At 62.4% G+C, this 26,764-nt stretch carries 27 protein-coding genes; 13 read left to right on the forward strand and 14 right to left on the reverse strand.

What is annotated here, in order from left to right; genetic code table 11:
* The first annotated feature begins 62 nt into the window (after positions 1 to 62).
* From cysT to NCR98_RS06730, 5 genes are read left to right on the forward strand one after another with little or no spacing between them, the layout of a single operon-like run.
* Entirely contained in the window at positions 63 to 968 is a 906-nt protein-coding gene (gene cysT, locus NCR98_RS06710; RefSeq protein ID WP_244825239.1) for a sulfate ABC transporter permease subunit CysT, read from the forward strand.
* Positions 965 to 1,867 carry a sulfate ABC transporter permease subunit CysW gene (gene cysW / locus NCR98_RS06715; protein ID WP_244825238.1) on the forward strand — a complete coding sequence of 301 codons (903 nt, stop codon included), beginning with the start codon at positions 965 to 967 and terminating at the stop codon, positions 1,865 to 1,867. The genes cysT and cysW overlap by 4 nt, the downstream gene beginning before the upstream one ends.
* Before the next feature lie 20 nt (positions 1,868 to 1,887).
* Positions 1,888 to 2,982, forward strand: coding sequence for a sulfate/molybdate ABC transporter ATP-binding protein (locus NCR98_RS06720; protein ID WP_244825237.1), 1,095 nt, complete (start codon positions 1,888 to 1,890; stop codon positions 2,980 to 2,982).
* A 12-nt stretch (positions 2,983 to 2,994) separates the two neighbouring features.
* Positions 2,995 to 3,921 carry a CysB family HTH-type transcriptional regulator gene (locus NCR98_RS06725; protein ID WP_244825235.1) on the forward strand — a complete coding sequence of 309 codons (927 nt, stop codon included), beginning with the start codon at positions 2,995 to 2,997 and terminating at the stop codon, positions 3,919 to 3,921.
* A gap of 40 nt (positions 3,922 to 3,961) precedes the next feature.
* Entirely contained in the window at positions 3,962 to 4,969 is a 1,008-nt protein-coding gene (locus NCR98_RS06730; RefSeq protein ID WP_250525826.1) for an asparaginase, read from the forward strand.
* A gap of 45 nt (positions 4,970 to 5,014) precedes the next feature.
* On the opposite strand, the gene lysM is transcribed toward NCR98_RS06730, so the two are convergent.
* The 4 genes from lysM to gcl all read right to left on the reverse strand — a co-directional run bounded on the left by lysM (position 5,015) and on the right by gcl (position 9,335).
* Positions 5,015 to 5,503 (reverse strand): peptidoglycan-binding protein LysM, encoded by a 489-nt coding sequence (gene lysM, locus NCR98_RS06735; RefSeq protein WP_244825232.1) that lies wholly within the window; start codon positions 5,501 to 5,503, stop codon positions 5,015 to 5,017.
* 275 nt (positions 5,504 to 5,778) lie between these two features.
* Positions 5,779 to 6,687, reverse strand: coding sequence for a 2-hydroxy-3-oxopropionate reductase (locus NCR98_RS06740; protein ID WP_244825230.1), 909 nt, complete (start codon positions 6,685 to 6,687; stop codon positions 5,779 to 5,781).
* A gap of 29 nt (positions 6,688 to 6,716) precedes the next feature.
* Complete coding sequence (gene hyi, locus NCR98_RS06745) at positions 6,717 to 7,517, reverse strand: hydroxypyruvate isomerase (RefSeq protein ID WP_250464776.1); 801 nt, start codon at positions 7,515 to 7,517, stop codon at positions 6,717 to 6,719.
* A gap of 36 nt (positions 7,518 to 7,553) precedes the next feature.
* Positions 7,554 to 9,335: a glyoxylate carboligase gene (gcl, locus tag NCR98_RS06750; RefSeq protein WP_250525827.1), complete on the reverse strand. Its 1,782-nt coding sequence runs from the start codon at positions 9,333 to 9,335 to the stop codon at positions 7,554 to 7,556.
* Between the two features lie 162 nt (positions 9,336 to 9,497).
* On the opposite strand from gcl, the gene NCR98_RS06755 reads away from it, so the two are divergent.
* The 8 genes from NCR98_RS06755 to NCR98_RS06790 all read left to right on the forward strand — a co-directional run bounded on the left by NCR98_RS06755 (position 9,498) and on the right by NCR98_RS06790 (position 15,532).
* Positions 9,498 to 10,451, forward strand: coding sequence for a LysR family transcriptional regulator (locus NCR98_RS06755; RefSeq protein WP_250525828.1), 954 nt, complete (start codon positions 9,498 to 9,500; stop codon positions 10,449 to 10,451).
* Between the two features lie 205 nt (positions 10,452 to 10,656).
* Positions 10,657 to 11,028, forward strand: a complete 372-nt coding sequence (gene rpsF, locus NCR98_RS06760) for a 30S ribosomal protein S6 (protein ID WP_061117413.1) — start codon at positions 10,657 to 10,659, stop codon at positions 11,026 to 11,028.
* 32 nt (positions 11,029 to 11,060) lie between these two features.
* On the forward strand, positions 11,061 to 11,360 hold the full coding sequence (priB, locus tag NCR98_RS06765) for a primosomal replication protein N (RefSeq protein WP_244825224.1): 300 nt from the start codon (positions 11,061 to 11,063) through the stop codon (positions 11,358 to 11,360).
* 2 nt (positions 11,361 to 11,362) lie between these two features.
* On the forward strand, positions 11,363 to 11,638 hold the full coding sequence (gene rpsR / locus NCR98_RS06770; RefSeq protein WP_060857153.1) for a 30S ribosomal protein S18: 276 nt from the start codon (positions 11,363 to 11,365) through the stop codon (positions 11,636 to 11,638).
* A 28-nt stretch (positions 11,639 to 11,666) separates the two neighbouring features.
* Positions 11,667 to 12,122 carry a 50S ribosomal protein L9 gene (rplI, locus tag NCR98_RS06775; protein WP_244825222.1) on the forward strand — a complete coding sequence of 152 codons (456 nt, stop codon included), beginning with the start codon at positions 11,667 to 11,669 and terminating at the stop codon, positions 12,120 to 12,122.
* A 132-nt stretch (positions 12,123 to 12,254) separates the two neighbouring features.
* Positions 12,255 to 13,640, forward strand: a complete 1,386-nt coding sequence (locus NCR98_RS06780; RefSeq protein ID WP_250525829.1) for a replicative DNA helicase — start codon at positions 12,255 to 12,257, stop codon at positions 13,638 to 13,640.
* A 153-nt stretch (positions 13,641 to 13,793) separates the two neighbouring features.
* A complete protein-coding gene (locus tag NCR98_RS06785) occupies positions 13,794 to 14,420 on the forward strand; it encodes a DUF47 domain-containing protein (protein WP_244825219.1) in 627 nt (208 codons plus the stop codon).
* Positions 14,421 to 14,521: 101 nt separating this feature from the next.
* Positions 14,522 to 15,532 carry an inorganic phosphate transporter gene (locus NCR98_RS06790; protein WP_244825217.1) on the forward strand — a complete coding sequence of 337 codons (1,011 nt, stop codon included), beginning with the start codon at positions 14,522 to 14,524 and terminating at the stop codon, positions 15,530 to 15,532.
* Positions 15,533 to 15,614: 82 nt separating this feature from the next.
* On the opposite strand, the gene NCR98_RS06795 is transcribed toward NCR98_RS06790, so the two are convergent.
* The 10 genes from NCR98_RS06795 to NCR98_RS06840 all read right to left on the reverse strand — a co-directional run bounded on the left by NCR98_RS06795 (position 15,615) and on the right by NCR98_RS06840 (position 26,734).
* Complete coding sequence (locus NCR98_RS06795; protein ID WP_244825216.1) at positions 15,615 to 16,421, reverse strand: SDR family oxidoreductase; 807 nt, start codon at positions 16,419 to 16,421, stop codon at positions 15,615 to 15,617.
* Positions 16,422 to 16,727: 306 nt separating this feature from the next.
* The gene (locus tag NCR98_RS06800; protein WP_250525830.1) at positions 16,728 to 18,092 is read right to left on the reverse strand and encodes an NlpC/P60 family protein; all 1,365 of its coding nucleotides are present in this window, start codon (positions 18,090 to 18,092) and stop codon (positions 16,728 to 16,730) included.
* 193 nt (positions 18,093 to 18,285) lie between these two features.
* Complete coding sequence (locus NCR98_RS06805; RefSeq protein ID WP_244825213.1) at positions 18,286 to 20,169, reverse strand: PhoH family protein; 1,884 nt, start codon at positions 20,167 to 20,169, stop codon at positions 18,286 to 18,288.
* A gap of 413 nt (positions 20,170 to 20,582) precedes the next feature.
* Entirely contained in the window at positions 20,583 to 21,044 is a 462-nt protein-coding gene (locus tag NCR98_RS06810; protein WP_250525831.1) for a peroxiredoxin, read from the reverse strand.
* Positions 21,045 to 21,139: 95 nt separating this feature from the next.
* Positions 21,140 to 22,036 (reverse strand): polysaccharide deacetylase family protein, encoded by an 897-nt coding sequence (locus tag NCR98_RS06815; protein WP_250492352.1) that lies wholly within the window; start codon positions 22,034 to 22,036, stop codon positions 21,140 to 21,142.
* 10 nt (positions 22,037 to 22,046) lie between these two features.
* Positions 22,047 to 23,093, reverse strand: coding sequence for a bifunctional UDP-4-keto-pentose/UDP-xylose synthase (locus tag NCR98_RS06820; RefSeq protein WP_244825208.1), 1,047 nt, complete (start codon positions 23,091 to 23,093; stop codon positions 22,047 to 22,049).
* On the reverse strand, positions 23,090 to 24,076 hold the full coding sequence (locus NCR98_RS06825) for a formyltransferase (protein WP_250525832.1): 987 nt from the start codon (positions 24,074 to 24,076) through the stop codon (positions 23,090 to 23,092). Before NCR98_RS06825 ends, NCR98_RS06820 begins: the two co-directional genes overlap by 4 nt.
* Complete coding sequence (locus tag NCR98_RS06830) at positions 24,073 to 25,107, reverse strand: glycosyltransferase (protein WP_244825206.1); 1,035 nt, start codon at positions 25,105 to 25,107, stop codon at positions 24,073 to 24,075. Before NCR98_RS06830 ends, NCR98_RS06825 begins: the two co-directional genes overlap by 4 nt.
* A gap of 19 nt (positions 25,108 to 25,126) precedes the next feature.
* Positions 25,127 to 26,287: a DegT/DnrJ/EryC1/StrS family aminotransferase gene (locus NCR98_RS06835; RefSeq protein WP_250525833.1), complete on the reverse strand. Its 1,161-nt coding sequence runs from the start codon at positions 26,285 to 26,287 to the stop codon at positions 25,127 to 25,129.
* Between the two features lie 75 nt (positions 26,288 to 26,362).
* A complete protein-coding gene (locus tag NCR98_RS06840; RefSeq protein WP_244825204.1) occupies positions 26,363 to 26,734 on the reverse strand; it encodes an SMR family transporter in 372 nt (123 codons plus the stop codon).
* Between the last annotated feature and the right edge of the window lie 30 nt (positions 26,735 to 26,764).

Here is a 26,764-nt window from a genome sequence, read left to right on the forward strand (position 1 = left end):
GACTAAAAGACAGTGCGCTTATCCCCCGGCGCGAAGGCAGGACGATCAAGGATGAAGCAAAGATGACAACGTTCACTTTCCGAAAGCCGAGTGCGTTACCCGGCTTCGGGCTGACGATCGGCATCACGGTGGCTTACCTGAGCCTCGTGGTGCTGATTCCGCTTGCGGCGACCTTCGCCAAGACCGCGACGCTCGACTGGGCGCAGTTCGTTCGCGCCGTCACCGGGCCGCGTGTGCTGGCGTCGTATCGACTCACGTTCACGGCGGCGCTCGGCGGGGCGGTCATCAACGCGATCTTCGGCTTCCTGGTCGCATGGGTGCTCGTGCGCTACACGTTCCCGTTCAAGCGTGTCGTCGATGCCATCGTCGATCTGCCGTTTGCGCTGCCGACCTCCGTTGCCGGCATTTCGCTTGCCGCCGTGTACGCGAGCAACGGCTGGATCGGGCAGTATCTCGCGCCGCTCGGCATCAAGGTGGCGTTCACGCCGCTCGGCGTGCTCGTGGCGCTGACGTTCATCGGCTTGCCGTTCGTCGTGCGCACGGTGCAGCCGGTGCTCGAAGACTTCGAGCGCGAGCAGGAAGAAGCCGCCGCATGTCTCGGCGCCACGCGCTGGCTGACGTTTCGCCGCGTCGTGTTGCCAGCGCTCTTTCCCGCGCTTCTGACCGGTTTCGCGCTTGCGTTCGCGCGCGCGCTCGGCGAATACGGTTCGGTCATCTTCATCGCGGGCAATGTCCCAATGAAGTCGGAGATCACGTCGCTGCTCATCATCACCAAGCTCGAACAGTACGACTATGCCGGCGCGACGGCCATCGCCGTCGTGATGCTGTGCGTGTCCTTTCTCATGCTGCTTCTCATCAACACGCTGCAATGGTTCCTGCAACGCCGCACGAGCAAGACGGGCGCGGCGCCCGTGGTGGCTGCGGGGCCCTCGCTGCATGCCGGCACTCCGGGCGGAGGTCACGCATGAGCACGCCAAACAGCAAGGCGCTTCCCGTGAACACCGCCGCGCGCGGTGAGACCAACCGGCTCAATCCCGTCACCGAACCGCGCGCCGTGCGCTGGATACTCACGGGTATCGCGCTCGTGTTTCTCGCGCTGTTTCTGGTCGTGCCGCTCGTGGCCGTGTTCGTGCAGGCCTTCGCGAAGGGCATCGACTATTACTTCGATTCGCTCAAGGACCCGGACGCGTGGTCGGCCATCAAGCTCACGCTCTTGACCGCCGCGATTGCCGTGCCGCTCAACGTGGTGTTCGGGCTCGCGGCATCGTGGGCCATCGCCAAGTTCGAGTTTCGCGGCAAGGCGCTTCTGACGACGCTCATCGACTTGCCGTTCTCGGTGTCGCCCGTGATCTCCGGCCTCATCTACGTGCTCATGTTCGGCGCGCAGGGCTGGTTCGGACCGTGGCTGATTTCGCACGATGTGCAGATCATCTTCGCGGTGCCGGGAATCGTGCTCGCGACCATCTTCGTGACGTTCCCGTTCGTCGCGCGCGAACTGATTCCGTTGATGCAGGCGCAAGGCAACGACGAGGAAGAGGCCGCGCACGTGCTCGGCGCGTCGGGCTGGCAGATCTTCCGGCGCGTGACCTTGCCCAACGTGAAGTGGGGCCTGCTCTACGGCGTGATTCTCTGTAACGCGCGCGCGATGGGCGAGTTCGGCGCGGTCTCGGTGGTCTCGGGCCACATTCGCGGCCAGACCGACACCATGCCGCTGCACGTCGAGATTCTCTACAACGAATACAACTTCTCGGCCGCCTTCGCGGTGGCGTCGCTGCTTGCATTGCTCGCACTCGTCACGCTCGGGCTGAAGCTGCTCGCGGAGCGCCGCATGACGGCCACGCTGAGCGACGTGAAGGCAACCGTATAAATGGAAGGCGTGGATCAATCATGAGCATCATCGTTCGCAATCTGCAGAAGCGCTTCGGCACCTTCACCGCGCTCGACAACGTCACGCTGGATTTTCCGTCGGGCGAACTCGTCGCGCTGCTCGGACCTTCCGGCTGCGGCAAGACCACGCTCTTGCGCGTGATCGCCGGCCTCGAATATGCCGATGCCGGTCAGGTCGTGCTCAACGGCGAGGACGTTGCCGAAGTGGGCGCGCGTGAGCGGCAAGTCGGCTTCGTGTTCCAGCATTACGCGCTGTTCCGCCACATGACCGTGTTCGAGAACGTCGCCTTCGGCTTGCGCGTGAAGCCGCGCCGCGAGCGGCCAACGGAGGCCGTCATCCGCGAGAAGGTGCATGAATTGTTGAAGCTCGTGCAACTCGACTGGCTCGCGGAGCGCTTTCCGTCCGAACTGTCGGGCGGTCAGCGTCAACGTATCGCGTTGGCGCGAGCGCTTGCCGTCGAACCTAAAGTGCTGCTGCTCGACGAACCCTTCGGCGCGCTCGACGCCAAGGTGCGCAAGGAATTACGTAGCTGGCTGCGCCGTCTGCACGACGATCTGCATATCTCGACGCTCTTCGTCACGCACGACCAGGAAGAGGCGCTCGAAGTGGCGGATCGCATCGTCGTGATGAATCACGGGCGCGTGGAGCAGGTGGGCAGCCCGCAAGACGTGTATGACCATCCGCAGACCTCGTTCGTCTACGAGTTCCTCGGTGCGGCCAATCGCCTGCAAGGTCATGTCGATGCCAACGGCTTCGTCGCCGATGGCGCCACGCAGGCCATTGCCGTGCCCGCGCATTTCAGCGGCCGCGCGCTGGCCTACGTGCGTCCGCACGATCTGGCGATCTATCCCGTCGATGGCACGCATCGCGACGGCATCGTGGTCGGCGTGCGGCGCGTGGTGACGCTCGGCGGCTCGGTGCGCGTGGAACTCGAAGGCAACTCGGGGCGCATTCTCGAAGCGGAACTCGACCGCGAGTCGTGGCGCACGCTGCGACTCGACGTAGGCGACGGCGCGACCGCCGTGCCGCGCGCGTTGCGCGTCTTCCCGGCAGGCGATGCGAACGGGGCACAACAAACAAAAGCAACGGCATAAAGAGAGGCTGAAATGAACTTCCAGCAATTGCGCTTCGTGCGCGAAGCAGTGCGTCAGAACATGAATCTGACCGAGGTCGCGAACGTGCTCTATACGTCGCAGTCTGGCGTGTCGAAGCAGATCAAGGACCTCGAGGACGAACTCGGCGTCGATATCTTCATCCGACGCGGCAAGCGTCTGACCGGCCTTACCGAGCCTGGCAAACAGGTGCATCAGTTGATCGAGCGCATGTTGCTCGACGCTGAAAACCTGCGCCGCGTCGCGCGCCAGTTCGCGGATCAGGACAACGGCCATCTCGTCGTGGCGACGACGCACACGCAAGCGCGTTACGCGCTGCCGAAGGTGATCCGCCAGTTCACGGAAGTGTTCCCGAAGGTGCATCTCGCGCTGCGTCAGGGCAGTCCGCAGCAGATCGCGCAGATGATCATCAACGGCGAAGCGGATATCGGCATCTCGACGGAAGCGCTCGACCGCTATCCCGACATCGTCACCTTCCCGTGCTACTCGTGGCATCACACGGTCGTCGTGCCGAAGGGCCATCCGCTCGTCGGACTCGAGAACATCACGCTGGAACAGATCGCCGAGTATCCGGTCGTTACTTACGATCAGGATTTCACGGGACGCTCGCATATCGACCAGGCCTTCGCGAGCGCGGGTGCCATTCCCGATATCGTCCTCACCGCCATCGATGCCGACGTGATCAAGACGTATGTCGAGCTTGGCATGGGTATCGGCATCGTCGCGGCGATGGCGTATGACCCGAAGCGCGACAGCGAACTCGTCGCGCTCGATACGCAGCATCTGTTCGAGGCGAGCACGACGCGCGTCGGCTTGCGCAAGGGCGCGTTCTTGCGGGCCTACGCTTACCGGCTGATCGAGATGTTCGCGCCGCAACTCGACGAGGCGCAGATCGCGGCGCAACTGCGCGAAGCGGCTTGAGCGAGTTCAGGTTCATCCCGGCTGATTTACAATCGCCGGCATGAACACTTCTCTCGATACCTTGCCGCGCCTCGCCGTTCTCGCGACGGGCGGCACCATCGCCGGACAAGCTGGCGATGCATCCAGGACAGCGGGTTACAAAGCAGGCGTGGTCGGCGTCGACAAGCTGCTCGAAGCCGTGCCCGCGCTCGGCTCGGTCGCGCGCATTCACGCGGAACAGATTGCGAGCATCGACAGCAAGGACATGACGCCCGCGCTGTGGACGACGCTTTCGCGGCGGATCGATGCACTGCTCGCGCAAGACGATATCGATGGCGTGGTCGTCACGCACGGCACGGACACGCTCGAAGAGACCGCTTACTTGCTGCATCTGACGGTGAAGAGCGCGAAGCCGGTCGTCCTGACCGCGGCGATGCGGCCCTCCAGTGCGCTGTCCGCCGATGGTCCGTTGAATCTGCTCAACGCGCTCACGGTCGCCGCTTCGAGGCAGGCGGCGGGGCAGGGCGTGCTGATCGCGTTCAATAATTTGATCCACAGCGCACGCGAAGTCACGAAGACGAGCACCTATGCCGTCGATGCCTTCCGTTCGCCCGAAGCGGGCGCGCTCGGTTTCGTGCAGGACGGACGCGTCGAGTTTCAACGCACGGTCGTGCGGCCGCACACGCTCGCGAGCGAATTCACCGTGCCGCAAGACTGGCCGATGGTCGAAATCGTCGCGAGTTATGCGGGCGTATCGCGCGTTCCGGTCGATGCGCTCGTCGGCGCTGGCGTGAAGGGCATCGTGCTTGCGGGTACCGGCAACGGCTCCATGAGTTCGACGCTCGCGCAAGCCTTCGCCGATGCCATTGGGCGAGGCGTGGCGGTGGTGCGTTCGTCGCGCGTTGGCTCGGGTCATGTGATGCGCAACGGCGCCGCACCCGACGATGCGCTCGGCACCGTCAGCGCGGGCACGCTCAATCCGTACAAGGCGCGCGTGCTGTTGCAACTGGCGCTTGCGAGAGGCGTGAGCGATGCGCCCGGCCTGCAGCGCATCTTCGAGACATACTGAAACCGAAACGAAAAACGCGAACCGGAGTTCGCGTTTTTCGTTGCTTCAGCTTGCAGCCGGAATGCGTAGCACCTGTCCCGGATAGATCTTGTCCGGGCTCTTGAGCATGGGCTTGTTGGCTTCGAAAATGACATCGTTTTTCGCGCCGCTGCCGTAATACTTCTCCGCGATTTTCCAGAGATTGTCGCCGGCCACGACCGTATGAAATTGCGACTCCGGAGCGGACGATGGCACGGTCAGTTGGTCATCCACCTTGTCCACGTGCTGCACGTTGCCTGCCGCGACGAGGATCTTCTCCTTCGTGGCCTGATCCGCCGCTTCGCCCGATACGGTGACCGTGTGCGACGCGCCGTCGTACTTCACTTGCAGATCCTGCGCTTCGAGCCCTTGCGAACGAATGTACGTCGCGATGGCTTCGCCGGCCTTGAGATTGAGCTCCGCGACATCCACGGCCGCAGGCGCGGCCTGCGCGGTTTGCGAGGTTGCACCAAAGAGCTTCTCGCCTGCTTCCTTGATAAAGCTGAGGATTCCCATTGCTGAACTCCTTAAGTGTCGATGGTGAGCGCTTGCGCCAGGGCAAGGCTTCGTTAGTCGCATCACTTCAAGGATAGTTCGGAGATTGTGACAATGGCTGGTTCATGCGCGATCCAACAATCCGACGCGGACACCCGACGGAAAACCGTCTGACCGACCAAGGCTTACCCGGCTCGACCGACGGGTGCCGCTCTCGGACCCCACTTGCCGCCCTCAGCCCAGAGCGGCATTTGTCCCGCGTGCCCATACGCGGGACGCCCCACGGTACCGGTCGTTCAAGCCGCGGCTTTCGCCTTCTGCGGTTCTTGAGCAACCTGGAAGTTCGACATGATTTCAAGCGCCCGCACGAGTCCCGAGTGATCCCAGGCTTTGCCGCCATTGGCCGCGCACACGCTGAACAACTGCTGCGCGCTCGCGGTGTGGGGCAGGGCGAGACCCATCTTGCGCGCGCCTTCGAGCGCAAGATTCAAGTCCTTCTGATGCAGTTCGATACGGAAGCCCGGGTCGAACGTGCGCTTCGTCATGCGCTCGCCGTGCACTTCGAGAATGCGCGACGCGGCGAACCCGCCCATTAATGCCCGGCGCACGCGTTCCGGATCGGCGCCCGAACGCGAGGCAAACAACAAGGCCTCGGCGACGGCTTCGATGTTGAGCGCGACGATGATCTGATTCGCCACCTTGCAAGTCTGACCCGCGCCGTTGTCGCCGATGAGCGAGATGTTCTTGCCCATGAGATCGAACAGAGGCTTCGCGATATCGAACGATTTCTGCGGGCCACCCACCATGATCGTGAGCGATGCCTCGCGCGCGCCGACTTCGCCGCCGGATACGGGCGCATCGAGATAGTCGCAGCCGAGCGCGTTGATCTTCTTCGCGAAGTCCTGCGTATCGAGCGGGTTGATCGAGCTCATGTCGATCACGAGCTTGCCCTTCGTGAGGCCGTTGGCCACGCCGTCATCGGCGAAGAGGACGTTGGCGACATCGGGCGTGTCGGGCACCATCGTGATGACGATCTCGCTCGCTTGCGCCACGCCGGTGGAATCGGCCGCGACTTGCGTCTGTGCGCGGATGTCGTCGGGCACCGGAAACTTGCCGTTCACGACGAGCTTGTGACCGCCCTTCAAAAGGTTGCGCGCCATGTGCGCGCCCATGATGCCAAGGCCGATGAATCCAATGGTTGCCATACTCTCTTGCTCTCCTTGTGTCTCGGGTTTTAAGCGGCGGCGCGCGGCTTTGCGGCGGCGATCGTGCGAAGCCAGCCAAGGCCCGCTTCGGTGCTTGCAAGCGGCTTGTATTCGCAGCCGATCCATCCTTCGTAGCCGATCGAATCAAGCAGATCGAACAGGAACGCGTAGTTGATCTCGCCCGTGCCCGGTTCGTTGCGCCCCGGATTGTCGGCGAGCTGGATATGCGCGATCGATGGCAGGTTCTTCTTGATCGTCGCGGCCAGTTCGCCTTCCATGCGCTGCATGTGATAGATGTCGTATTGCAGGAACAGATTGTCCGAGCCGACCGCGCGGATCACGTCGAGCCCTTCGGACGAACGGTTCAGCGCGAAGCCCGGAATATCGTAGGCATTGCACGGCTCGACCAGCAGGCGGATGCCTTCCTTCTTCAATGCATCGGCGGCGAAGCGCAGGTTTTCGATGATCGTCGTGCGCGCCTGTTCCTTCGATACCCCCGCCGTCGGAATGCCAACGAGGCAGTTCACTTGCGGCACCTTCAGCGCCTTCGCGTATTCGATTGCGCGGGGCACGCCTTCACGGAACTCGCTCACGCGATCCGGCAGGCAGGCGATGCCGCGTTCGCCCGCTTCCCAGTTGCCCGCGGGCAGGTTGTGCAGCACGATCCGCAGGTCGTGTTCCTCGATGCGTGCTTGCAAATCGCCGGTCGAGTACGCATACGGAAACAGGAACTCGACCGCCTTGAAGCCCGCCTTCGACGCCGCCGCGAAGCGGTCGAGGAAAGGGACTTCGTTGAACAGCATGGTCAGGTTCGCGGCAAATTTCGGCATGTCTTTATTCCTGATGGTCGGTCAGTTCTAGGACGCTCAGTCGAGCGGCGTCACGGTCACGGCGGTCGGCGCATCGGCGCGCGTTTCGGCGAGCTCCTCGAACTCGTTGATCGCGTCGATCTCGGTGCCCATCGCGATGTTGGTCACGCGTTCGAGAATCATCTCGACCACGACCGGCACCCGATGTTGCGCCGCGAGCGCCTGCGCCTGTTTCAACGCCGGCGCGATGTCTTCGGGCTTGTGCACGCGCAGCGCCTTGCAGCCGAGACCCTCGGCGACCGCGACGTGATCCACGCCGTATCCTTCGAGCTCCGGCGCGTTGATGTTGTCGAACGCGAGCTGCACGCAGTAGTCCATGTCGAAGCCGCGCTGCGCCTGACGAATCAGACCGAGATACGAGTTGTTCACGACCACGTGCACGTAAGGCAGCTTGAACTGCGCGCCCACGGCGAGTTCCTCGATCATGAACTGGAAGTCGTAGTCGCCCGAGAGCGCGACGATCTTGCGTTGCGGGTCCGCGGCGCGCACGCCGAGCGCGGCGGGAATGGTCCAGCCGAGCGGGCCGGCCTGGCCGCAGTTGATCCAGTTACGCGCCTTGAACACGTGCAGGAACTGCGCGCCCGCGATCTGCGAAAGACCGATCGTCGAGACGAAGCAGGTGTCGCGATCGAACGCGAGATTCATCTCTTCGTAGACGCGCTGCGGCTTCATCGGCACGTTGTCGAAGTGGGTCTTGCGCAGCATCGTGCTCTTGCGTTGCTGGCAGTCCTTGACCCATTGCGAACGGTCCGCAAGCTTGCCCGCGGCTTTCCATTCCTTCGCCACTTCGACGAAGAGTTCGAGCGCGAACTTCGCATCCGACACGATGCCGAGGTCCGGTCCGAACACGCGGCCGATCTGCGTCGGCTCGATATCCACGTGCACGAACTTACGGCCCTTGGTGTAGACCTCGACGCTGCCCGTATGGCGATTCGCCCAGCGATTGCCGATGCCAAGCACGAAGTCCGACGCGAGCATGGTCGCGTTGCCGTAGCGGTGCGACGTCTGCAGACCGCACATGCCTGCCATCAGCGGATGATCGTCGGGAATCGCGCCCCACGACATCAAAGTCGGGATCACGGGTACGCCGAGCGTTTCGGCGAACTCGACGAGCAGATCTTCCGCCGCTGCGTTCAGCACGCCGCCGCCGGAAACGATCAAGGGCTTCTCGGCGTCGTTGAGCATCGAGAGCGCTTTTTCGACTTGAGCGCGCGTGGCTTTCGGCTTGTAGATCGGCAGCGGCTCGTAGGTGTCGATATCGAACTCGATCTCGGCGAGCTGCACGTCGATCGGCAAGTCGACCAGCACCGGACCCGGACGGCCCGAGCGCATCAGATGGAACGCCTGCTGAAACACGCGCGGCACGAGCGCCGGTTCGCGCACGGTGACGGCCCACTTGGTGACGGGCTTGGCGATCGATTCGATATCGACGGCCTGGAAGTCTTCCTTGTACAGACGCGCACGCGGCGCCTGGCCCGTGATCGCGAGAATGGGGATCGAATCCGCCTGAGCCGAGTAGAGGCCCGTGATCATGTCCGTGCCCGCCGGCCCCGACGTACCGATACAAACGCCGATATTGCCGGGAGCCGCGCGCGTATAACCTTCGGCCATGTGCGAGGCGCCCTCGACGTGGCGCGCCAGCACATGGCTGATGCTGCCGGCTTTTCTGAGCGCCGAGTAAAACGGGTTGATGGCGGCGCCGGGCACACCGAACGCGGTGTCGATGCCTTCCTTCTCCAGCACGAGGACGGCTGCGTCGACGGCTCTCATCTTGGGCATGGTTGTCTCCTTCCAGGGGTCTCTATTCGGGGTTGCTGTCTTGGTCGTGCGCATGGCAGCAGGCTTCCGATGCACTTTAGGCGCGTGCAAAAGGTTTGATAAGATCAACCGGAGTCGTTTTTTACCAAACAAAAAGTATCGAATGAGGCCGGAGACAAAGAGATGGACCGCTTCAAGCAGATCGAAACCTTCGTGCGCGTGGCCGAAGCCGGCAGTCTTGCGGCGGCGGCACTGGAAGAGGGCGTGTCGCCGGTGATCCTGGGCCGCCGCATCGACGCGCTCGAAAAGCGCCTAGGCGTCAAACTGATGTATCGCTCGACGCGCAGGCTCGTCGTGAGCGAAGAGGGCGCGGCGTTTCTCGACCGCTGCAAGAATCTGCTCGCGGAGTGGGATCAGGCCGAGAACGAACTCGCGGCCGGCCGGCGCGCGGTGGGCGGGCATCTGATCGTGTCGGCGCCGGCGGCGTTTGGGCGCATGCATGTCGCGCCGCACGCGCCGCTTTTCCTCGTCGACAAACCGGAATTGCAGATGTCGTTCAATCTGACCGACCGCGTCGTCGATCTGGTGCGCGAAGGTTATGACTTGTCGATCCGCATCGGCGGGGCGGTGGACCCGAACTTCGTCGCCGTGAAGCTCGCGAGCAACCGCCGCGTGGTTTGCGGCACGCCCGCGTATTTCAGGAAGCACGGCCGGCCGAAGACGCTCGAAGACTTGCCGAATCACAACTGTCTTGCGTTCAATCTGCAAGGCGGACAGAACCGCGGCTGGTACTTTCGCCGTAACGGCAAGCTCGTGACGGTGCGCGTGACCGGCAATCTCGACTGCAACGACGGCGAGTTGCTGCATCGCTGGGCGTCGGAGGGGCTCGGGCTCGGCTGGCGTTCGACCTGGGAGATTCAGCGTCAGTTGGCGTCGGGCGAACTCGAAACCGTGCTGGACGACTTCGAGCTGCCCGACTACGACATCCTCGCGGTTTATCCGCAGCAGCGCTACGTTCCGGCGCGCGTGCGCTACTTTATTGATTATTTGAAGGAAATTTACGCGCGGGACGGTTATTGGAGCCGTCCGCTCGCGCTTCCCGGCGAACCATTGCCCGCCGGGACACACGCAGCTTGAGCGTCGCTCGCGCGGCTTTGTGCGGCTCGTGCGGCTTTGTGCGGCCACGTTGTAACTGCTTGAAATCATGGCCAAAGTCTTTCGGAAACCGCCGATTTGGCTTGCCTTGGGGAAGGCATCGCGTTATAGTCTTGGGCTTCTCACTTGCCGCACCGGTCCGACGCCCGGGTGGCTTTAATCCAAAAGTTCAGCACAAGGAGTGAATATGCGTCATTACGAAATCGTATTTATCGTGCATCCCGATCAGAGCGAGCAAGTGCCCGCCATGATCGAGCGCTACAAGAGCACGATCACCTCGCACGGTGGCCAGATCCACCGTATCGAAGACTGGGGCCGTCGCCAACTGGCCTACATGATCGAGAAACTCGCGAAGGCTCACTACGTTTGCATGAACATCGAATGCGATCAAGCTACGCTCGAAGAACTCGAGCACGCATTCAAGTTCAACGACGCCGTTTTGCGTCACCTCATCGTCAAGATGAAGAAGGCCGAAACCGGCCCATCGCCGATGATGAAGGAAGTGCAGCGCGAAGAAGCCAAGAAGGCGGCCTCGCAGCCGTCCGAAGCGCAGGCTTAAGGCGAAGATTTTCGTCAGCCACCAGGAATTAAGTGAACAGGCTGCAACTGACAGCAAGCGTCGTGGAACGCGAACCGGTGCGATACACGCCCGCCGGCGTACCAATCGCAAGCTGCACGTTGCATCACCGAACGGAAGTCGTCGAAGCGGGCATTGCCCGTCAAGTCGAACTGACAATGCCGGCCGTAGCCGCCGGCGAGGTGAGCGGCAGACTGGAAAGCTGTCAGATGGGCGTGGAAACACGCTTCACCGGCTTTCTGGCTAAAAAAAGCCGCAACGCACGAACCCTGGTGTTTCACATCACAGAATTGCAGGACATTGGAAAGGACTGAACATGCCCCGCCCGACTGGTAAGAAATTCGACAAGCGTCGTCAGCAACAAAACCCGCTCTTCAAGCGCAAAAAGTTCTGCCGTTTCACGGCAGCCGGTGTCGAGTACATCGACTACAAAGACACGGAAACGCTGAAGGACTTCGTCGGCGAAAACGGCAAGATCACGCCGGCTCGTCTGACTGGCACGAAGGCGCACTATCAGCGCCAGCTCGACACGGCAATCAAGCGCGCGCGTTTCCTCGCGCTCCTGCCGTACACCGACCTGCACAAGGCCTAATCAGACGACGCATAAGGAACAAGCCAAAATGCAAATCATTCTTTTGGAAAAAGTCGTCAACCTGGGCAACCTGGGCGACATCGTCAAGGTCAAGGACGGCTACGCACGTAACTTCCTGATCCCCGGCAAGAAGGCTCGCCGCGCAACGAAAGACGCAATCGCCGAATTCGAAGTGCGCCGCGCCGATCTCGAAAAGGTTGCCGCTGAAAAGCTGGCTTCCGCGCAAAAGCAAGGCGAAAAGCTGAACGGCTTCACGGTTCAGATCTCGCAGAAGGCAGGTGTGGACGGCCGTCTGTTCGGCTCGGTCACGAACGCCGACATCGCCGAAGCACTGAAGGCTCAAGGCTTTGCAGAAGTGGAAAAGGCGCAAGTGCGTCTGCCGCAAGGCCCGCTGAAACTGGTGGGTGACCACGCTGTTCAAGTGGCGCTGCATACGGACGTGCTGGTCGACGTCACGGTGTCGGTGCTGGGCGAGCACGCCTAAGGTCGCTGCGGACCGCTGGTAAGGCTTCACCCCCAGCCAGCCGAGTCCGGCAGAAAAGAAGGGCAGGAACCGTTTCAGGTTCCTGCCTTTTTTATTGTCCGCTTGCGTCTATTTCATCGATAATTCCACCCCATGAACGCTCCGTCCAAAGACCCGCAACTCGACGCGCTGAAGGTTCCGCCGCACTCGATCGAAGCTGAGCAATCGGTGATCGGCGGTTTGCTGCTGGACAACGCGGCGTGGGACCGAATCGCCGACGTGATGTCGCAAGGCGATTTTTATCGCTATGATCATCGGATCATCTACGAGCACATCGGCAAGCTGATCTCGACCACCCGGCCCGCCGACGTCATTACCGTCTACGAAGCGCTCAACATGGCCGGCAAGGCCGAGGAAGTGGGCGGGCTCGCGTATCTGAATGCGCTTGCCCAGAACACGCCGAGCGCAGCGAACATTCGCCGTTACGCGGAAATCGTGCGCGATCGCGCGGTGCTGCGCCGCCTGGTCTCCGTCGCCGATGAAATTTCCGCCGATGCCTTTAATCCGCAAGGCAAGGAAGTGCGCCGGATTCTGGACGAGGCGGAATCGCGTGTGTTTTCCATCGCCGAGGACGGGGCGCGCGGCACGCAGGGCTTTCTGGAAATCGGACCGCTGCTTACGCAAGTTGTCGAGCGCATCGACACGCTTTACCACACGGCCAATCCGAGCGATGTCACGGGCACGCCAACCGGTTTCGTCGACCTCGACCGCATGACGTCGGGCATGCACGGCGGCGAATTGATCATCGTGGCCGGACGTCCGTCGATGGGTAAGACGGCGTTCTCGATGAACATCGGCGAATACGTGGCGGTGGAGTATGGTCTGCCCGTCGCCGTTTTCTCGATGGAAATGCCCGGCACGCAACTGACCATGCGTATGCTCGGCTCGGTCGGCCGGCTGGATCAACACAGAATGCGTACCGGCCGCCTCACCGACGAAGACTGGCCGAAGCTCACGCACGCGGTTCAGAAAATGAGCGAGGCGCAGCTTTTCATCGATGAAACGGGCGGCCTGAACCCCATGGAACTGCGCTCGCGCGCGCGGCGTTTGTCGCGGCAGTGCGGCAAGCTCGGGCTCATCATCGTCGATTATTTGCAGCTGATGTCCGGCTCCGGCGGCGGCGAAAACCGCGCGACCGAAATCTCGGAAATCTCGCGTTCGCTCAAGGGGCTCGCGAAAGAACTCGACGTGCCGGTGATCGCGCTTTCGCAGTTGAATCGCGGTCTGGAACAGCGCCCCAACAAGCGTCCGATCATGTCGGATTTGCGGGAATCCGGCGCTATCGAGCAGGACGCGGACGTGATTCTCTTCATCTACCGCGACGAAGTTTATAACCCCGACAGCCCGGACAAGGGCACGGCGGAAATCATCATCGGCAAGCAGCGTAATGGTCCGATCGGGCCCGTGCGGCTGACTTTTCACGGCCAATACACGAAGTTCGACAATTTCGCCGGCGCGCAGAGTTTTTACGGCGAATAACGCCCGAAGCCGCGCGCATCCCTTCTGCTCGATGTCAAGACTTCGTGTCGACACGCGCCGCGCGGCGCTTCGCGCGCGGTGCGTGGGCTGCCGGGCGAAGGTACAATATGTCGGTTTGATGTCTGTCTCATTGACCCATTTTTCGGGATTTTCATGTTCGGTCGTTTCATGCCCACCGAGGGCAAATTCTTCGAGATTTTCAACGCGCACGCGAAATGCATCATCGATGCAAGCCGCGAGCTCGAATTGCTGATCGATAACCTCGACGAAGCCGAGGTCCACAAGCAGAACGTCCAGACGGCCGAAAAGCGCGCCGACAAGCTCACGCACGAAACCATCGATCTGCTGCACAAGACTTTCATCACGCCGCTCGATCGCGACGAAATCCACAAGCTCATCACGACGATGGACGACATCCTCGACTTGATGGAGGACGTCGCCACGGCCATTTCGCTCTACGACGTACGCGCGGTGACTTCCGAGGCGAGCCAGCTCGCGCACATCTGCACGGCGACGTGCCTGCGTGTGCAGAAGGCTGTGGAATTGCTCGCGGACATGAAGCGCGCGAGCGAAATCCTGAAGATCTGCGAAGAAATCGACCGCCTGGAATCCGACGCCGACCGCGTCTTGCGCTCCGCCATGTCGAAACTTTTCCGCGAGGAAGACGACGTCAAGACGCTGATCAAGCTGAAGGCCATCTACGAGTTGCTGGAGACGATCACCGACAAGTGCGAAGACGTCGCGAACATCATCGAAGGCATCGTTCTGGAAAACGCCTGACCACGCCGGCCATGCCCGCCAGCGCGTGATCAAAGCTCCGTGCGGCGGGTCAAGAGGACAAAACCGGCGCTTTTCACAGCTGGTCAAAACAAAAGCAACCGATGCATTCGATTCAACTCGCCATCTGGGCAGTCGCCTTGCTCGTCATAGTCGCGCTCGCGTTCGACTTCATGAACGGCTTTCACGACGCGGCCAACTCCATCGCCACGGTGGTCTCCACCGGCGTGCTCAAGCCGCAACAAGCGGTCGCTTTCGCGGCGGCGTTCAACGTCATCGCGTATTTCATCTTCCACCTGAAGGTCGCGGCGACCGTCGGCAAGGGAACGATCGATCCCGATATCGTCGACCACTACGTGATCTTCGGCGCGCTCGTCGGCGCGATCGGCTGGAATATCGTCACATGGCACTACGGCATTCCGTCTAGCTCGTCGCACGCGCTGATCGGCGGACTCGTCGGTGCCGCGCTCGCCAAGTCGGGCTGGGGATCGCTCAACATGGACGGTCTTCTCAAGACTGTCGCGTTCATTTTCATTTCGCCGCTGCTCGGCTTCGTGCTCGGCTCGTTTTTCATGCTGCTCGTGTCGTGGCTGTATTTCCGCACGCCGCCATCGAAGGTAGATAGGCGCTTCCGGCGCTTGCAGCTCATTTCCGCCGGGCTCTATTCGCTCGGCCACGGTGGGAATGACGCGCAGAAGACCATCGGCATCATCTGGATGCTGCTGATCGCGACTGGCTACGCTTCTTCCGCGGCAGATGCGCCGCCTATCTGGGTTATCGGTTTGTGTTACCTGTCGATGGGTCTTGGCACTTTGTTCGGCGGCTGGCGCATCGTGCGCACCATGGGTCAGAAGATCACCAAGCTCAAGCCCGTCGGTGGTTTTTGCGCGGAAACGGGCGGGGCGATCACGCTCTTCGTCGCATCGTTCCTCGGCATTCCAGTGTCCACCACGCATACGATCACGGGCGCCATCGTCGGTGTGGGCGCGACCCAGAAATTCAGCGCGGTGCGCTGGGGCGTCGCGGGAAATATCGTGTGGGCGTGGATCTTGACTATTCCGGCATCCGCGGTGCTCGCGGCGGTCGGTTGGTGGATCGGCCACCGTATCTTGTAGCCGGTTTCTTCAGCGGCCCCGTTCACGACGGGGCCGTTTTGCATCTGTCGCAAATCGATTGCCGCGCTCGGCGGCGTCGCTCTCAGATGATCGGCGACGACACTCCGTCCATCGGAATGATTGCGCCCGATACATAACTCGCGCGACGGCTCGCCAGGAACAGCGCGACGTCGGCGATTTCCTCGGGTTTCGCGTAGCGGCCTAGCGGCACCTTCGACTGGCTCTCGGCGAGCACGGCGTCGCGTGTCGTGCCTTGCCGTTCGGCTTCGAGCGCGAGGGCTTCCTCGACGCGTTCGGTGAGCGTCGATCCCGGATTGATCGCGTTGATGCGAATGCCGAGCTTGGCATAGTGATGCGCAAGGCCGACGGTATTGAGCATGAGCGCCGCATTGGCCGCGCCGCCCGCGATATGAATGTCCGATGCGATTTTCCCGCCCATGCCGACGATATTCACGATCGCGCCCGGCTCGATGTTCGGATCGCCGCGCAAGCGTTCGGCCATGCGCTTTAGCACCACTTGCTGCGGATAGACGTAGGAGAAGTATTTCGCGTCCATCGCGGCTTTATACGCGGCAGCGTCGAGCGTGTCGGGATCGTACCGGCGCGCGGCGCCGGCGCTGTTGATCAGGATGTCGATGGGGCCGAGCGCGGCGCTCGCTTCCTCGACGACATCTTCGGCGCTGTGCGCTTCGTGCAGATCGGCGCGGGCGAGATGCACGTGATGACCTTCTTTCGCGAGTTGTTCGCGGGCGCGCGCGAGGTTGGCGGCATCGCGCGAGACGATCGCGACTTTTGCGCCTTCGCTTGCAAAGGCTTTCGCGCATGCGAAACCGATTCCCTTGCTGCCGCCCGTGATCAGGACGACTTTCCCGGCAAGACCCAAGTCCATGGTGATTGGCTCCTTCTGATTGCGCCGCCTGTCGCGGCGGGATCTAGTCACGATAGCAGAGAGGGGCGACGACTGTGGATGGCGATGGAGTTGCGTTTCGCTCGGTTCGATATGTATCGGAAGCGCTTGAGCCGCGCGCGGCGTTGCCGTAACCGAAGCGCTATTTCTATCCATAAAGCCTAAATCCGGCGATATAGGGCAACGCGGACAGAACAAAACGGCAGACGCGAACAGCGCGACGAAGAGATTCCGGCCTCAAAGTCGGTGTTCGGGACGCGGCCGCGCGCCTTGAATCTCGTGTAAGTCTCAGTTGCTGCCGGTGGCGAAGCGCGCGATGGGATCGTCAGCTTGGTTCGGACGCGGCGCGGTAAGCGAGCCGGTCGATGCGCGGATGACGTGCGCGGGCGGATCGGCGGGATCGCTCGTTGCCTGCGCCGCGCGCGCTTGCTTGCGTGCGGCGTTCGATGTCGGCGGCGGCGGTTCGAAGGCGTCAGCGGCGGCTTGGATGGGATCGGGGGAAGCGTTTGCCGAGCCTGCCACCGCGGATGGCGCGATTGCACCGGCAAGGCGGGCTTGGCGTTGTGCGGCGCTCAAGGCGGGCGGCGGAGGTTCGAAGGCGTCGGCGCTGGATCGTGCGGTATCGGTGGTTGCACCTGCCGCAACCGCTTGACGCTGCGCCGCGCTCAAAGTAGGTGGCGGCGGCTCGAAGGCATCGGTACTGGATTGTGCAGTACGGGTAGCCGCGAGTGCCTGCCGCTGCGCCGCTGTCAAGGTCGATGGGAGCGGCTCGAAATCATCGGCATTCGATCGCGCGGAACTGGCCGTCGCGCCGGCCGCAAGCGCCTGCCGCTGCGCCGCACTCAAACTGGATGGCGGCGGCTCGAACGCATCGGCGTTGGATCGTGCGGCATTGGTCACCGTGCTTCGCCGTTCCCCCGCATTCAATGCCGATACAGGCGGTTGATATGCCTCGTTACTCGTCCCCGCCGCGCTTTCCCGAGCATATGAATCGGTAGGCGTCGAAGATAACCGTCCATTAGCCGAAGCCTGAGCGCTCGCACCCGCCGCCGTCGGCACGTCAGATCCAGCAGGCGACGCCAAGTACGTCGGCGCATCGAAAGGCGCGGGCCCGCTCTTCGGCGGCGCAACGCGCCGGATTCCGTCGAAACGCTTTGCCCAATAAGGATTGGTCAAATAATCGAGCCGGACCGTCCCGCCCGTCGACGGCGCATTCACGAACCGCAACTTGCCGACATAAATCCCGACATGCGAATGCGCCCGCCCCGTCGTGTTGAAGAAAATCAGATCGCCGGGCGCAACGCCGTCCGGCTCGATCGATTCCCCGCGCCCGCTCATCTCGGCGGTCGTTCGCGGCAGATTCACCGACGCCGCGCGATCCACCACGTAGCGTACGAGTCCGCTGCAATCGAAGCCCGCTTCCGGCGTATTCCCACCCCATCGATACGGCACACCCACGAGCGCCATCGCCTGAATCGAGATTTCCTCGCGCCCGACGCTATGGTCGACGAAAGTCGGGAAACCAGGAGGCGGCTTGTACGTGCGATTCGCGGCTGTCGACGATGCCGCCGGCTTGCGCGCGCTCTCCTGCGGCACGCTTCCACACGCGGCGAGCAGAACGGAGACAAGAAGCGGCAGCCAGATTCGACGCATTGCAGACGGCGAGCAGCATCTCGCCAAAAGAGGGCAGTCTGTCGATACTAGACCGCCGAACGGACGTGCGGCAAGTTTTCCTGAGACATCACATGAAGTTTGCGTCGTAAGTGTTGCAGTGGCGAAACGATCGGACGAATAGAAACGGCCCGGCGAATCGCTTCACCGGGCCGTTTCGTCAAGTCAAAAGCGCTTACAAAATATCCGACGCGTAATCCGCCAGACGCGAGCGCTCGCCGCGCGCAAGCGTCACATGGCCGCTATGCGTCCATCCCTTGAAGCGATCCACCACGTACGTCAGGCCGGAACTGCCTTCAGTCAGATAAGGCGTGTCGATCTGCGCGATATTGCCCAGGCAAATGATCTTCGTGCCCGGACCCGCGCGCGTGACGAGCGTCTTCATCTGCTTGGGCGTGAGATTCTGCGCCTCGTCGATGATCACGTACTTATCCACGAACGTCCGGCCGCGCATGAAGTTCATGCTCTTCACCTTGAGACGCGAGCGAATCAGTTCTTGCGTCGCCGCGCGGCCCCATTCGCCGGCGGCATCGTCGGTTTTCTGCAGGACTTCGAGGTTGTCGTCGAATGCGCCCATCCACGGCTGCATCTTCTCTTCCTCGGTGCCCGGCAAAAAGCCGATGTCCTCGCCCACCGGCACGGTCGCGCGCGTCACGATGATTTCGTTGTAGCGCTTGTCGTCGAGCACTTGCGCCAAGCCGGCGGCAAGCGCCATGAGCGTCTTGCCGGTGCCGGCCTGACCGAGCAGGGTGACGAAATCGACCTCCGGGTTCATCAGCAAGTTGAGCGCGAAGTTCTGCTCGCGATTGCGCGCCGTGATGCCCCACACGTTGTTCTTGTGATGGCCGTAGTCGCGCAGCGTCTGCAAGAGCGCCGTCTTGCCGTTCAACTCGCGCACCACCGCATGGAACGAGGGCTCGCCGTTCTGCGGCTCCAGATAGACGAACTCGTTGACGAGCATCGACGAACACAGCGGACCAGTCACGCGGTAATACGTGGTGCCGGTTTTCGTGTCCTGCCAGCTCTCCATGCCCTTGGCGTGCTTGGTCCAGAAGTCCTGCGGCAGCGCGCGTACGCCCGAATAGAGCAGGTCCTTGTCTTCGAGAACCTGATCGTTGAAGTAGTCTTCGGCGGGCAAGCCGAGCGCATGCGCCTTGATACGCATGTTGATGTCTTTCGACACCAGCACGACCTGTCGGTCCGGGCGCTCTTTCTGCAACGCGCGCACGACGCCGAGAATCTGGTTGTCCGCCTTGCCGACAGGCAAGCCTTCGACCGGTTCGATATCGGTGAGCGTCGTCTGGAAGTAGAGCCGTCCGAGCGCGTCGCGATTACCCTGCGCGGCGAGCGGCAGCCCCGCCGACATCTCGCCCGCGTGCGCGACGAGCGCGTCGAGCGTGCGACTCACCTGACGCGCATTGCGCGCGACTTCCGACATGCCCTTCTTGTGATTGTCGAGTTCTTCGAGCGTCATCATCGGCAGATAGACGTCGTGCTCCTCGAAGCGGAAGAGCGAGCTCGGATCGTGCATCAGCACGTTGGTATCGAGCACGAAAAGCTTGTGCAATTCGGCTTCCTGCACGCCGCGCTGACGGCGTTTGTTCTGCGCGGCCGGCTCTTTCGCGGCGCGCGCGGCGGTCGTGGCCGCGGGCGCGACGGGTGCATCCGCGCGGCCGGTACGGGCTTCGCGCGCGGCGGGTTCGGCAGGCGTTGCGGGCGCGGCTTCATCGGCTGCCTGACGCGCGTTCGGCGCCGGCTGCAGGAGCGCGGCGGTCTGTTTGGTGCGGCGTGCGCGCGTGGCGGGTGCGGGCGCGGCGGGCATGACGGCTTCGCTCGGCGCTTCGAGCGGAATCTGGGTCAGCACCTCGCTCGCGATGGAACGCAGCGTATGCGCGGCATTCGCCGCGGGACGCTCGGCGGCGACGGTCTGGACCGCGCCGTTTTCCTCGTCGCCGGATGACGACGTCTGTTTCTTCTGCTTCGACGGCCGGGCTTTGGCTTTGTATTCCTCAGCCGGGAGGAGATGGCCGAGCTTGGCCGGGGCGGTAGGCAAAGGCATGGTGTTCCCTCGAAAGGAATCGGGTCGTATATTGCGCGCCGCCTGTCGCATTCTGCTCGTTCGCCCTCGCAGCGAATCGTGGTTCGCAGTCTGCGTCCGGCGGCGCGCTTCGTTTGTCGAAAACGCCGGTTCGCCTAAGTTTCGATCTGCTCCTTGAGTGTGCGTCCACTGGTGTTGTGCGAAGGTCCGGAAAACCTCGTGGCCGACTGTGGCATTCGCGCGACGCCAATAAAAAAGCCGCCGTCCCGACTACCGGAACCAGCGGCTGACTTCGAGTCTGGTGCGCTGTACCGCCGTAGATGCCTCGCATAGCCCGGGCTCCTGCCGATTGCGCCTAAAGGCGTACGGCAGCTTTCGCTCGGTAGAAGGTCATGGGGTTGACAGGCGCTCATTGCGGACCAATATAGCGCGCCTCAAATTGCTTGTACAGCCTCGACGATGGCCTCGACGTGCCCCGGCACCTTGATGCCTCGAAACTCGCGGCGCAGCACGCCTTTTGCATCGAGCAGAAACGTGGAACGCTCGACACCGCGCACTTCCTTGCCATACATCTTTTTCATTTTGATGACATCGAAAAGCGAGCAGATGGCTTCGTCGGCGTCCGATACCAGCGTGTACGGCAGCTCCAGTTTGGCCTTGAAGTTGTCGTGCGATCTCACGCTGTCGCGCGAGATGCCAACCACTTCCGCGCCAGCGGCCTGGAATTGATCGTAGTAGTCGCGAAATTGCAGGCTTTCCGTCGTGCAGCCGGGCGTGTTGTCCTTGGGATAAAAGAACAGCACGACTTTCTTGCCGCGCAGGTTCGAGAGCGTGAACTCGCCGCCGGTGGCAGGTGCGGTGAAGTCGGGAACGGGCTGATCGACTGCGACTGACACGAAGTTTCTCCTTTGTCGGCCAGGGTCGGGCGCGTAGCCCAACCTTGGTCAGATGTTGTTTATTTGAAGCAGAGGGACTAGCAAGCAGAAGCGGATCAGCCCGGCTGAACGATCAATTCGCCGGCGCGGCCAGGGATCTCGCCCCACGTGACAGGGTACGTGGGCAGGGAAGCGCGGTCCAGCGTCGCATGATAGTCGCCCATCGTGGCGAAGCTGTGTCCCTGCGCGCGCCAGCCCGCCAGCAGTTGCTCGAACACCGGCGCGAGCTTCTGGCCTTCGAGTTCGGCGTGCAGCGTGAAAACCTGGTCGCGCGGATTGTTCTGCGTGTGACGCAAGAGATGCGCGGCCACGTTGGTCGTGTCGACACCATCGACGCCGAGGATCTCATCGAGGGTCGGCAGGGTGGTCGGCATCTGAATGTGATCGAGCGTGCGGCCATTGAGCACTGGAATATACGGCGTATGGCCGCGCCCGTCGGATGCGTAGCGCATGCCCCAGGCGTCGATCTGTTCGAACGCGTAGCCGTTCATCTGCCAGCCCGCCGCGCCGTGCGTGACGGGCGGCGCGCCGAAAATCTCGATGAAGCGCGCATGGCTTTGCTGCATCTGCGACACGGTCCACGCCTGATCGCGCGCGCGCACGTTGTCCTGCCAGTAAACGTGATCCCACGTATGGATGCCGCATTCGAACCCGGCTTCGTGGATGGCGCGCATTTCGGCCTTCGCCTCGCGGCCGATATCCGGCCCTGGCAGCAGTACGCCGTACATCAGCGTCTTCACACCGTAATGCTCGACGACAGACGTGCGCGACACCTTCTTGAGAAAGCCCGGCCGGAATACGCGGCGCAGCGCCCAGCCGGTGTGATCCGGCCCGAGGCTGAACAGAAACGTCGCGCGGGCGCTGTATTTGTCGAGCAATCTGCCGAGATTGGGCACGCCTTCGCGCGTGCCGCGCAGGGTGTCGACGTCGATCTTGAGAACGATACGGGCCACGCGCCGTTCCTTAAGACTGCTCGACGAGCGCGCGAGCTTCGCCGACGAGCGTGCGATACGCTTCGAAAATCTTGCGCAGCGCGTCGTCCATGCTCGCTTCCGGCTTCCAGTCCAGTTCCTGCATGGTGTTGTCGATCTTCGGCACGCGGTTCTGCACGTCCTGATAGCCCGCGCCGTAGTACGCGCCCGACGAAGTCTCGACGAGCTGCACCTTCTTCGCGGTCTCCGCGTACTCGGGATACTCGGCGGCGAGCGCAAGCATCTTGTGCGCGAGTTCGCGCACTGAGAAGTTGTTGACCGGATTGCCGATGTTGTAGATCTTGCCCGACGCCATGCCGTCCTTGTTTTCGATGATCTTCATCAGCGCGCCGATGCCGTCGTCGATATCCGTGAACGCACGCTTTTGCGCGCCGCCATCGACGAGGCTGATGTTCTCGCCGCGCACGATGTGTCCCAGGAACTGCGTGACCACGCGCGACGAACCTTCCTTCGCGGTGTAGATGGAGTCGAGGCCCGGGCCGATCCAGTTGAACGGGCGGAACAGCGTGAAGTTGAGGCCTTCCATGCCGTAACCCCAGATCACGCGGTCCATCAACTGCTTCGAGCAGGCGTAGATCCAGCGCGGCTTGTTGATGGGGCCGTAGGAGAGTGTGGAGTTCTCCGGATCGAACTGCTCGTCGGCGCACATGCCGTACACCTCGGAGGTCGACGGAAACACGAGGTGCTTGCCGTACTTGACCGCCGACCGCACGATTGGCAGGTTGGCCTCGAAGTCCAGTTCGAACACGCGCAGCGGCTGCTTCACGTAGGTCGCGGGCGTGGCAATGGCGACGAGCGGCAGAATCACGTCGCACTTCTTGACGTGATACTCGACCCACTCCTTGTTGATGGTGATGTCGCCTTCGAAGAAATGCATCCGCTCGTGATTCGCGAGGTCGCCCAGGCGATCGGTTTGCATGTCCATCCCGAAGACTTCCCAGTCGGTCGTTTCGAGGATGCGCTTGGAAAGGTGATGGCCGATGAAGCCATTGACACCCAGGATGAGAACTTTTTTCATGAATGACGAGAGGATTGAATGATTCGGCCGAATTCGGCGGGTTCGACGGTGCGCTCCTCGCCCACGGGCTGCGCTTCGGCATTCAATGGCCGATGACGCAACTCGTGCACGGCGACGACGCGGCCATCGCCGCAGACGCCAAACAGCGCATTATCCGCCAGCGTCAGGCCGCAGGGCAAATCCCTGAGCGCGGCGAGCCGCTCGCGCGTAACGCCGGGCGCACCGGTTTCAGGAACGAGCCGCGCCCGCGCGACGATGAAGCGCTCGCCGCCCATGTCCGTGAACGCGCCGGGATAGGGCGGCGCCACCGCGCGAATCAGGTTGTAGACGCGTTGTGCGTTCGCCGTCCAGTCGATGCGGCCATCTTCCGGTTTGCGCCCGCCGTAGTAGCTGCCGGCGGCGAGATCGTTCGGCAGACGCGGCGCTTCGCCGGCAAGCAGGGCGGGCAGTACGCGCCAGAGCGTTTGCTCGGCGGCGACCACGGTTTTGTCGAAGACCTGAGCGGCGGTGTCATCCGGCAGGATAGGCACGGACGTCTGCGCGAGGATCGCGCCGGCGTCGGGCTTTTCGGCCATTTCGTGCAGCGTCGCGCCACTTTCGGTTTCGCCGTTGAGCACCGCCCAGTTGGTCGGCACGCGGCCGCGATATTTCGGCAACAGCGAGCCATGCATGTTGTACGCGCCGCGCCTGGCCAACGCGAGCAGCGTCACGGGCAGCATGTGCCGGTAGTAGAACGAGAAGATGAATTCCGGCGCGGCGCGGGCGACTGCGTCGTGCACGTCGGGCGCTTCGGGATCGGCGGGCGTGATCACGTCGATGCCATGTTCCGCCGCGACCTGCGCCACGCTGCCGAACCAGATGTTCTCGCTTGCGCTGTCCTCGTGCGTCACGACGAGCCGCACGTCGACGCCGCGCGCGAGCAGCACCTGCAGGCAGCGCACGCCGACATTGTGATAAGCGAATACGACGGCGCGCGGCTTCATCGGCCTTCGTCCTCGCGATCGGCGACCGCCAGATGGATCACTTGCTGGCGCGGCTGGCTGGCCGTGGGCAGGCCGTCGCGCTGCTCAAGGATGGTCTGCACGAGATAGCGCGGACGCGCGCGCACTTGCTGATAGATCCGGCCGATATATTCGCCGAGCAGGCCGAGCGCGAAGATGATCACGCCGAGCATGAAAAACGTGATGGCGAAGAGCGTGAACACGCCCTGAACTTCCGCGCCGAACATAAAGCGGCGTATCAACAGCAGCAGGAACAGGCCCGCCGATCCGACCGAAAGGATCACGCCGATGAACGACAGCCATTGCAACGGCACGACCGAAAAGCCCGTCACGAGGTCGAAGTTCAGCCGGATGAGGCTATAAAGCGAGTACTTGGATTCGCCCGCGAAGCGCTCTTCGTGCGCCACGCCCACTTCGATCGGGTTCTGTGCGAAGGTGTAGGCAAGCGCCGGAATGAACGTGTTGATTTCGCCGCAGCGGTTGATCGTGTCGATGATATGCCGGCTGTACGCGCGCAACATGCAGCCCTGATCCGTCATGCGAATCTTGGTGATGCGCTCGCGCAGACGGTTCATGGCAAGCGATGCCTTTTTGCGCCACAGGCTGTCCTGCCGTTGTTCGCGAATGGTGCCGACGTAATCGTAGCCTTCACGCATCTTTTCGACGAGCTTGGCGATTTCCTCGGGCGGATTCTGCAAGTCGGCGTCGAGCGTGACGACGATCTCGCCGCGCGATTGCTCGAAGCCCGCGAGAATCGCCATGTGCTGACCATAGTTGCCGTTGAGCAGGATCACGCGCGTGGTGTCCGGACGCACGTGGAACTGCTGCGCGAGCAGCGCGGCCGACTTGTCGCGGCTGCCGTCGTTGATGAAGATCACCTCGTACGATGCGTCGAGCGCATCGAGCGCCGGATAAAGGCGCTCAAAGAGGGCGGCGAGGCCGGCTTCCTCGTTGTAGACCGGAATGACGACCGTTACCTCGGGTGCCGTCGCCGCGAAATCCGTATGACTCATGTTGCGCTGGGTGTCCTTGTTAGGCATGCAGTCTGGCGTGCTGCGCACAGATCTCGTCGATGGAAGTGACCACGTGCGCGATGTCCTCCGCGCTCATTTGCGGGAAAAGCGGCAACGTCACGTTGGATGCGCCGAAGTGCTCCGCGTGCGGGAACATGCCTTCCTTGAAGCCGCGCTCGCGATACAGCGTGAACAAATGCAGGGCCGGATAGTGCACGCCGGTGCCGATGCCGCGCTCCTTCAGCTCGCCCATGAACTGCGCGCGCGTGAGATTCAGTTGATCGAGCGGCAGCGTGACCTGAAACATGTGCCAGTTACTGTCCTTAAAGTTGCGCGGCGGCAAGCCTAAACCGAGTTTCACGGCCGCGCCGCCGTCGAACGCATCGAAGTAAAGCTGCGCCAGTTCGCGCCGCCGTTGCGTGATGCTTTCCACCTTGCGCAGCGACCCGAGACCCACGCGCGCCGCCACATCCGTCAGGTTGTACTTGCCGCCGAGCACGTCGCAGTCCATGCCGTCGAAACCCGTGCGCGTGATGCCCTGCAGGCGATACTTCCGCGCGAGTTCGGCTTCGTCCTCGTCGTTCAAGACGAGCGCGCCGCCTTCGATCGACGTCACGTTCTTGTTCGCGTGAAAGCTGAACGAAACGAGATCGCCGAACGCGCCGATGCGCTTGCCGTTCCAGCTCGAACCGAACGCCTGCGCCGCGTCTTCGATCACGCGCAACTTGTGGGCGCGCGCGATGGCGTAAAGCCGGTCCATATCCACCGGCAGGCCGCCCAGAAACACCGGCATGATCGCCTTCGTGCGCGGCGTGATGGCGCGTTCCAGCAAGTTCAGGTCCATGTTGCGCTTGGCCGAGTCGATATCGACCAAAACCGGCGTGGCGCCGACTTCGATGATGACGTTCGCCGTCGATACCCAAGTCATCGCCGTCGTGATGACTTCGTCGCCCGCGCCGACGCCTGCAATTCGCAGGCCGATTTCCATCGTGCAGGTGCCTGAGTTGAACGCGCGCACCGGCCTGCCGCCGACGAACGCCGACAATTCCGCCTCGAACTGCTGGTTCTGCGGGCCCGTCGTGATCCAGCCGGAACGCAGCACGTCGGCGACGCCCTGAATGGTTTCTTCATCGATGTCGGGCTTGACGAAGGGCAGGAACGGCCGCGATGTCTGAGTCATGGACTATTTGCTTAAGAAAATGGAGTTGATCTGATGTATTGGCGGCACGAGTGAATTCAACGCCGGTCGCGGCGCCTAACCGCGCGCCAGCACGACCACGCCGAGCAGAATGATGCCGATGCCGATCAGCCGCTGCAGCGAGAGCACCTCGCCGAACAAATACCATGCCGCGAAGGCGTTGACGACATAGCCGAGCGAGAGCATCGGATAGGCGATCGACACATCCACGCGCGACAGGCCGACGATCCACACGCCCACGCTCAGCACATAGCAGGCAAGGCCGCCGATGATCGGCCATTGCGTCGCGATCCTGAAACCGACCGGCAGAATGTTGCTCGCCGTGAGTTCGAAATGCCCGACGGCGTTGACGCCCGCCTTCAGCAGCAACTGCGCGCACGCGTTCAACAATACGCCGATGAGGATACAAGCGAAGGAAATCGGATTCATTGCGGATTAGTCGCGGGTTGGCGCCTGGTT

It is taken from the genome of Caballeronia sp. GAWG2-1 (assembly GCF_023631405.1).
GTDB lineage: Bacteria > Pseudomonadota > Gammaproteobacteria > Burkholderiales > Burkholderiaceae > Caballeronia.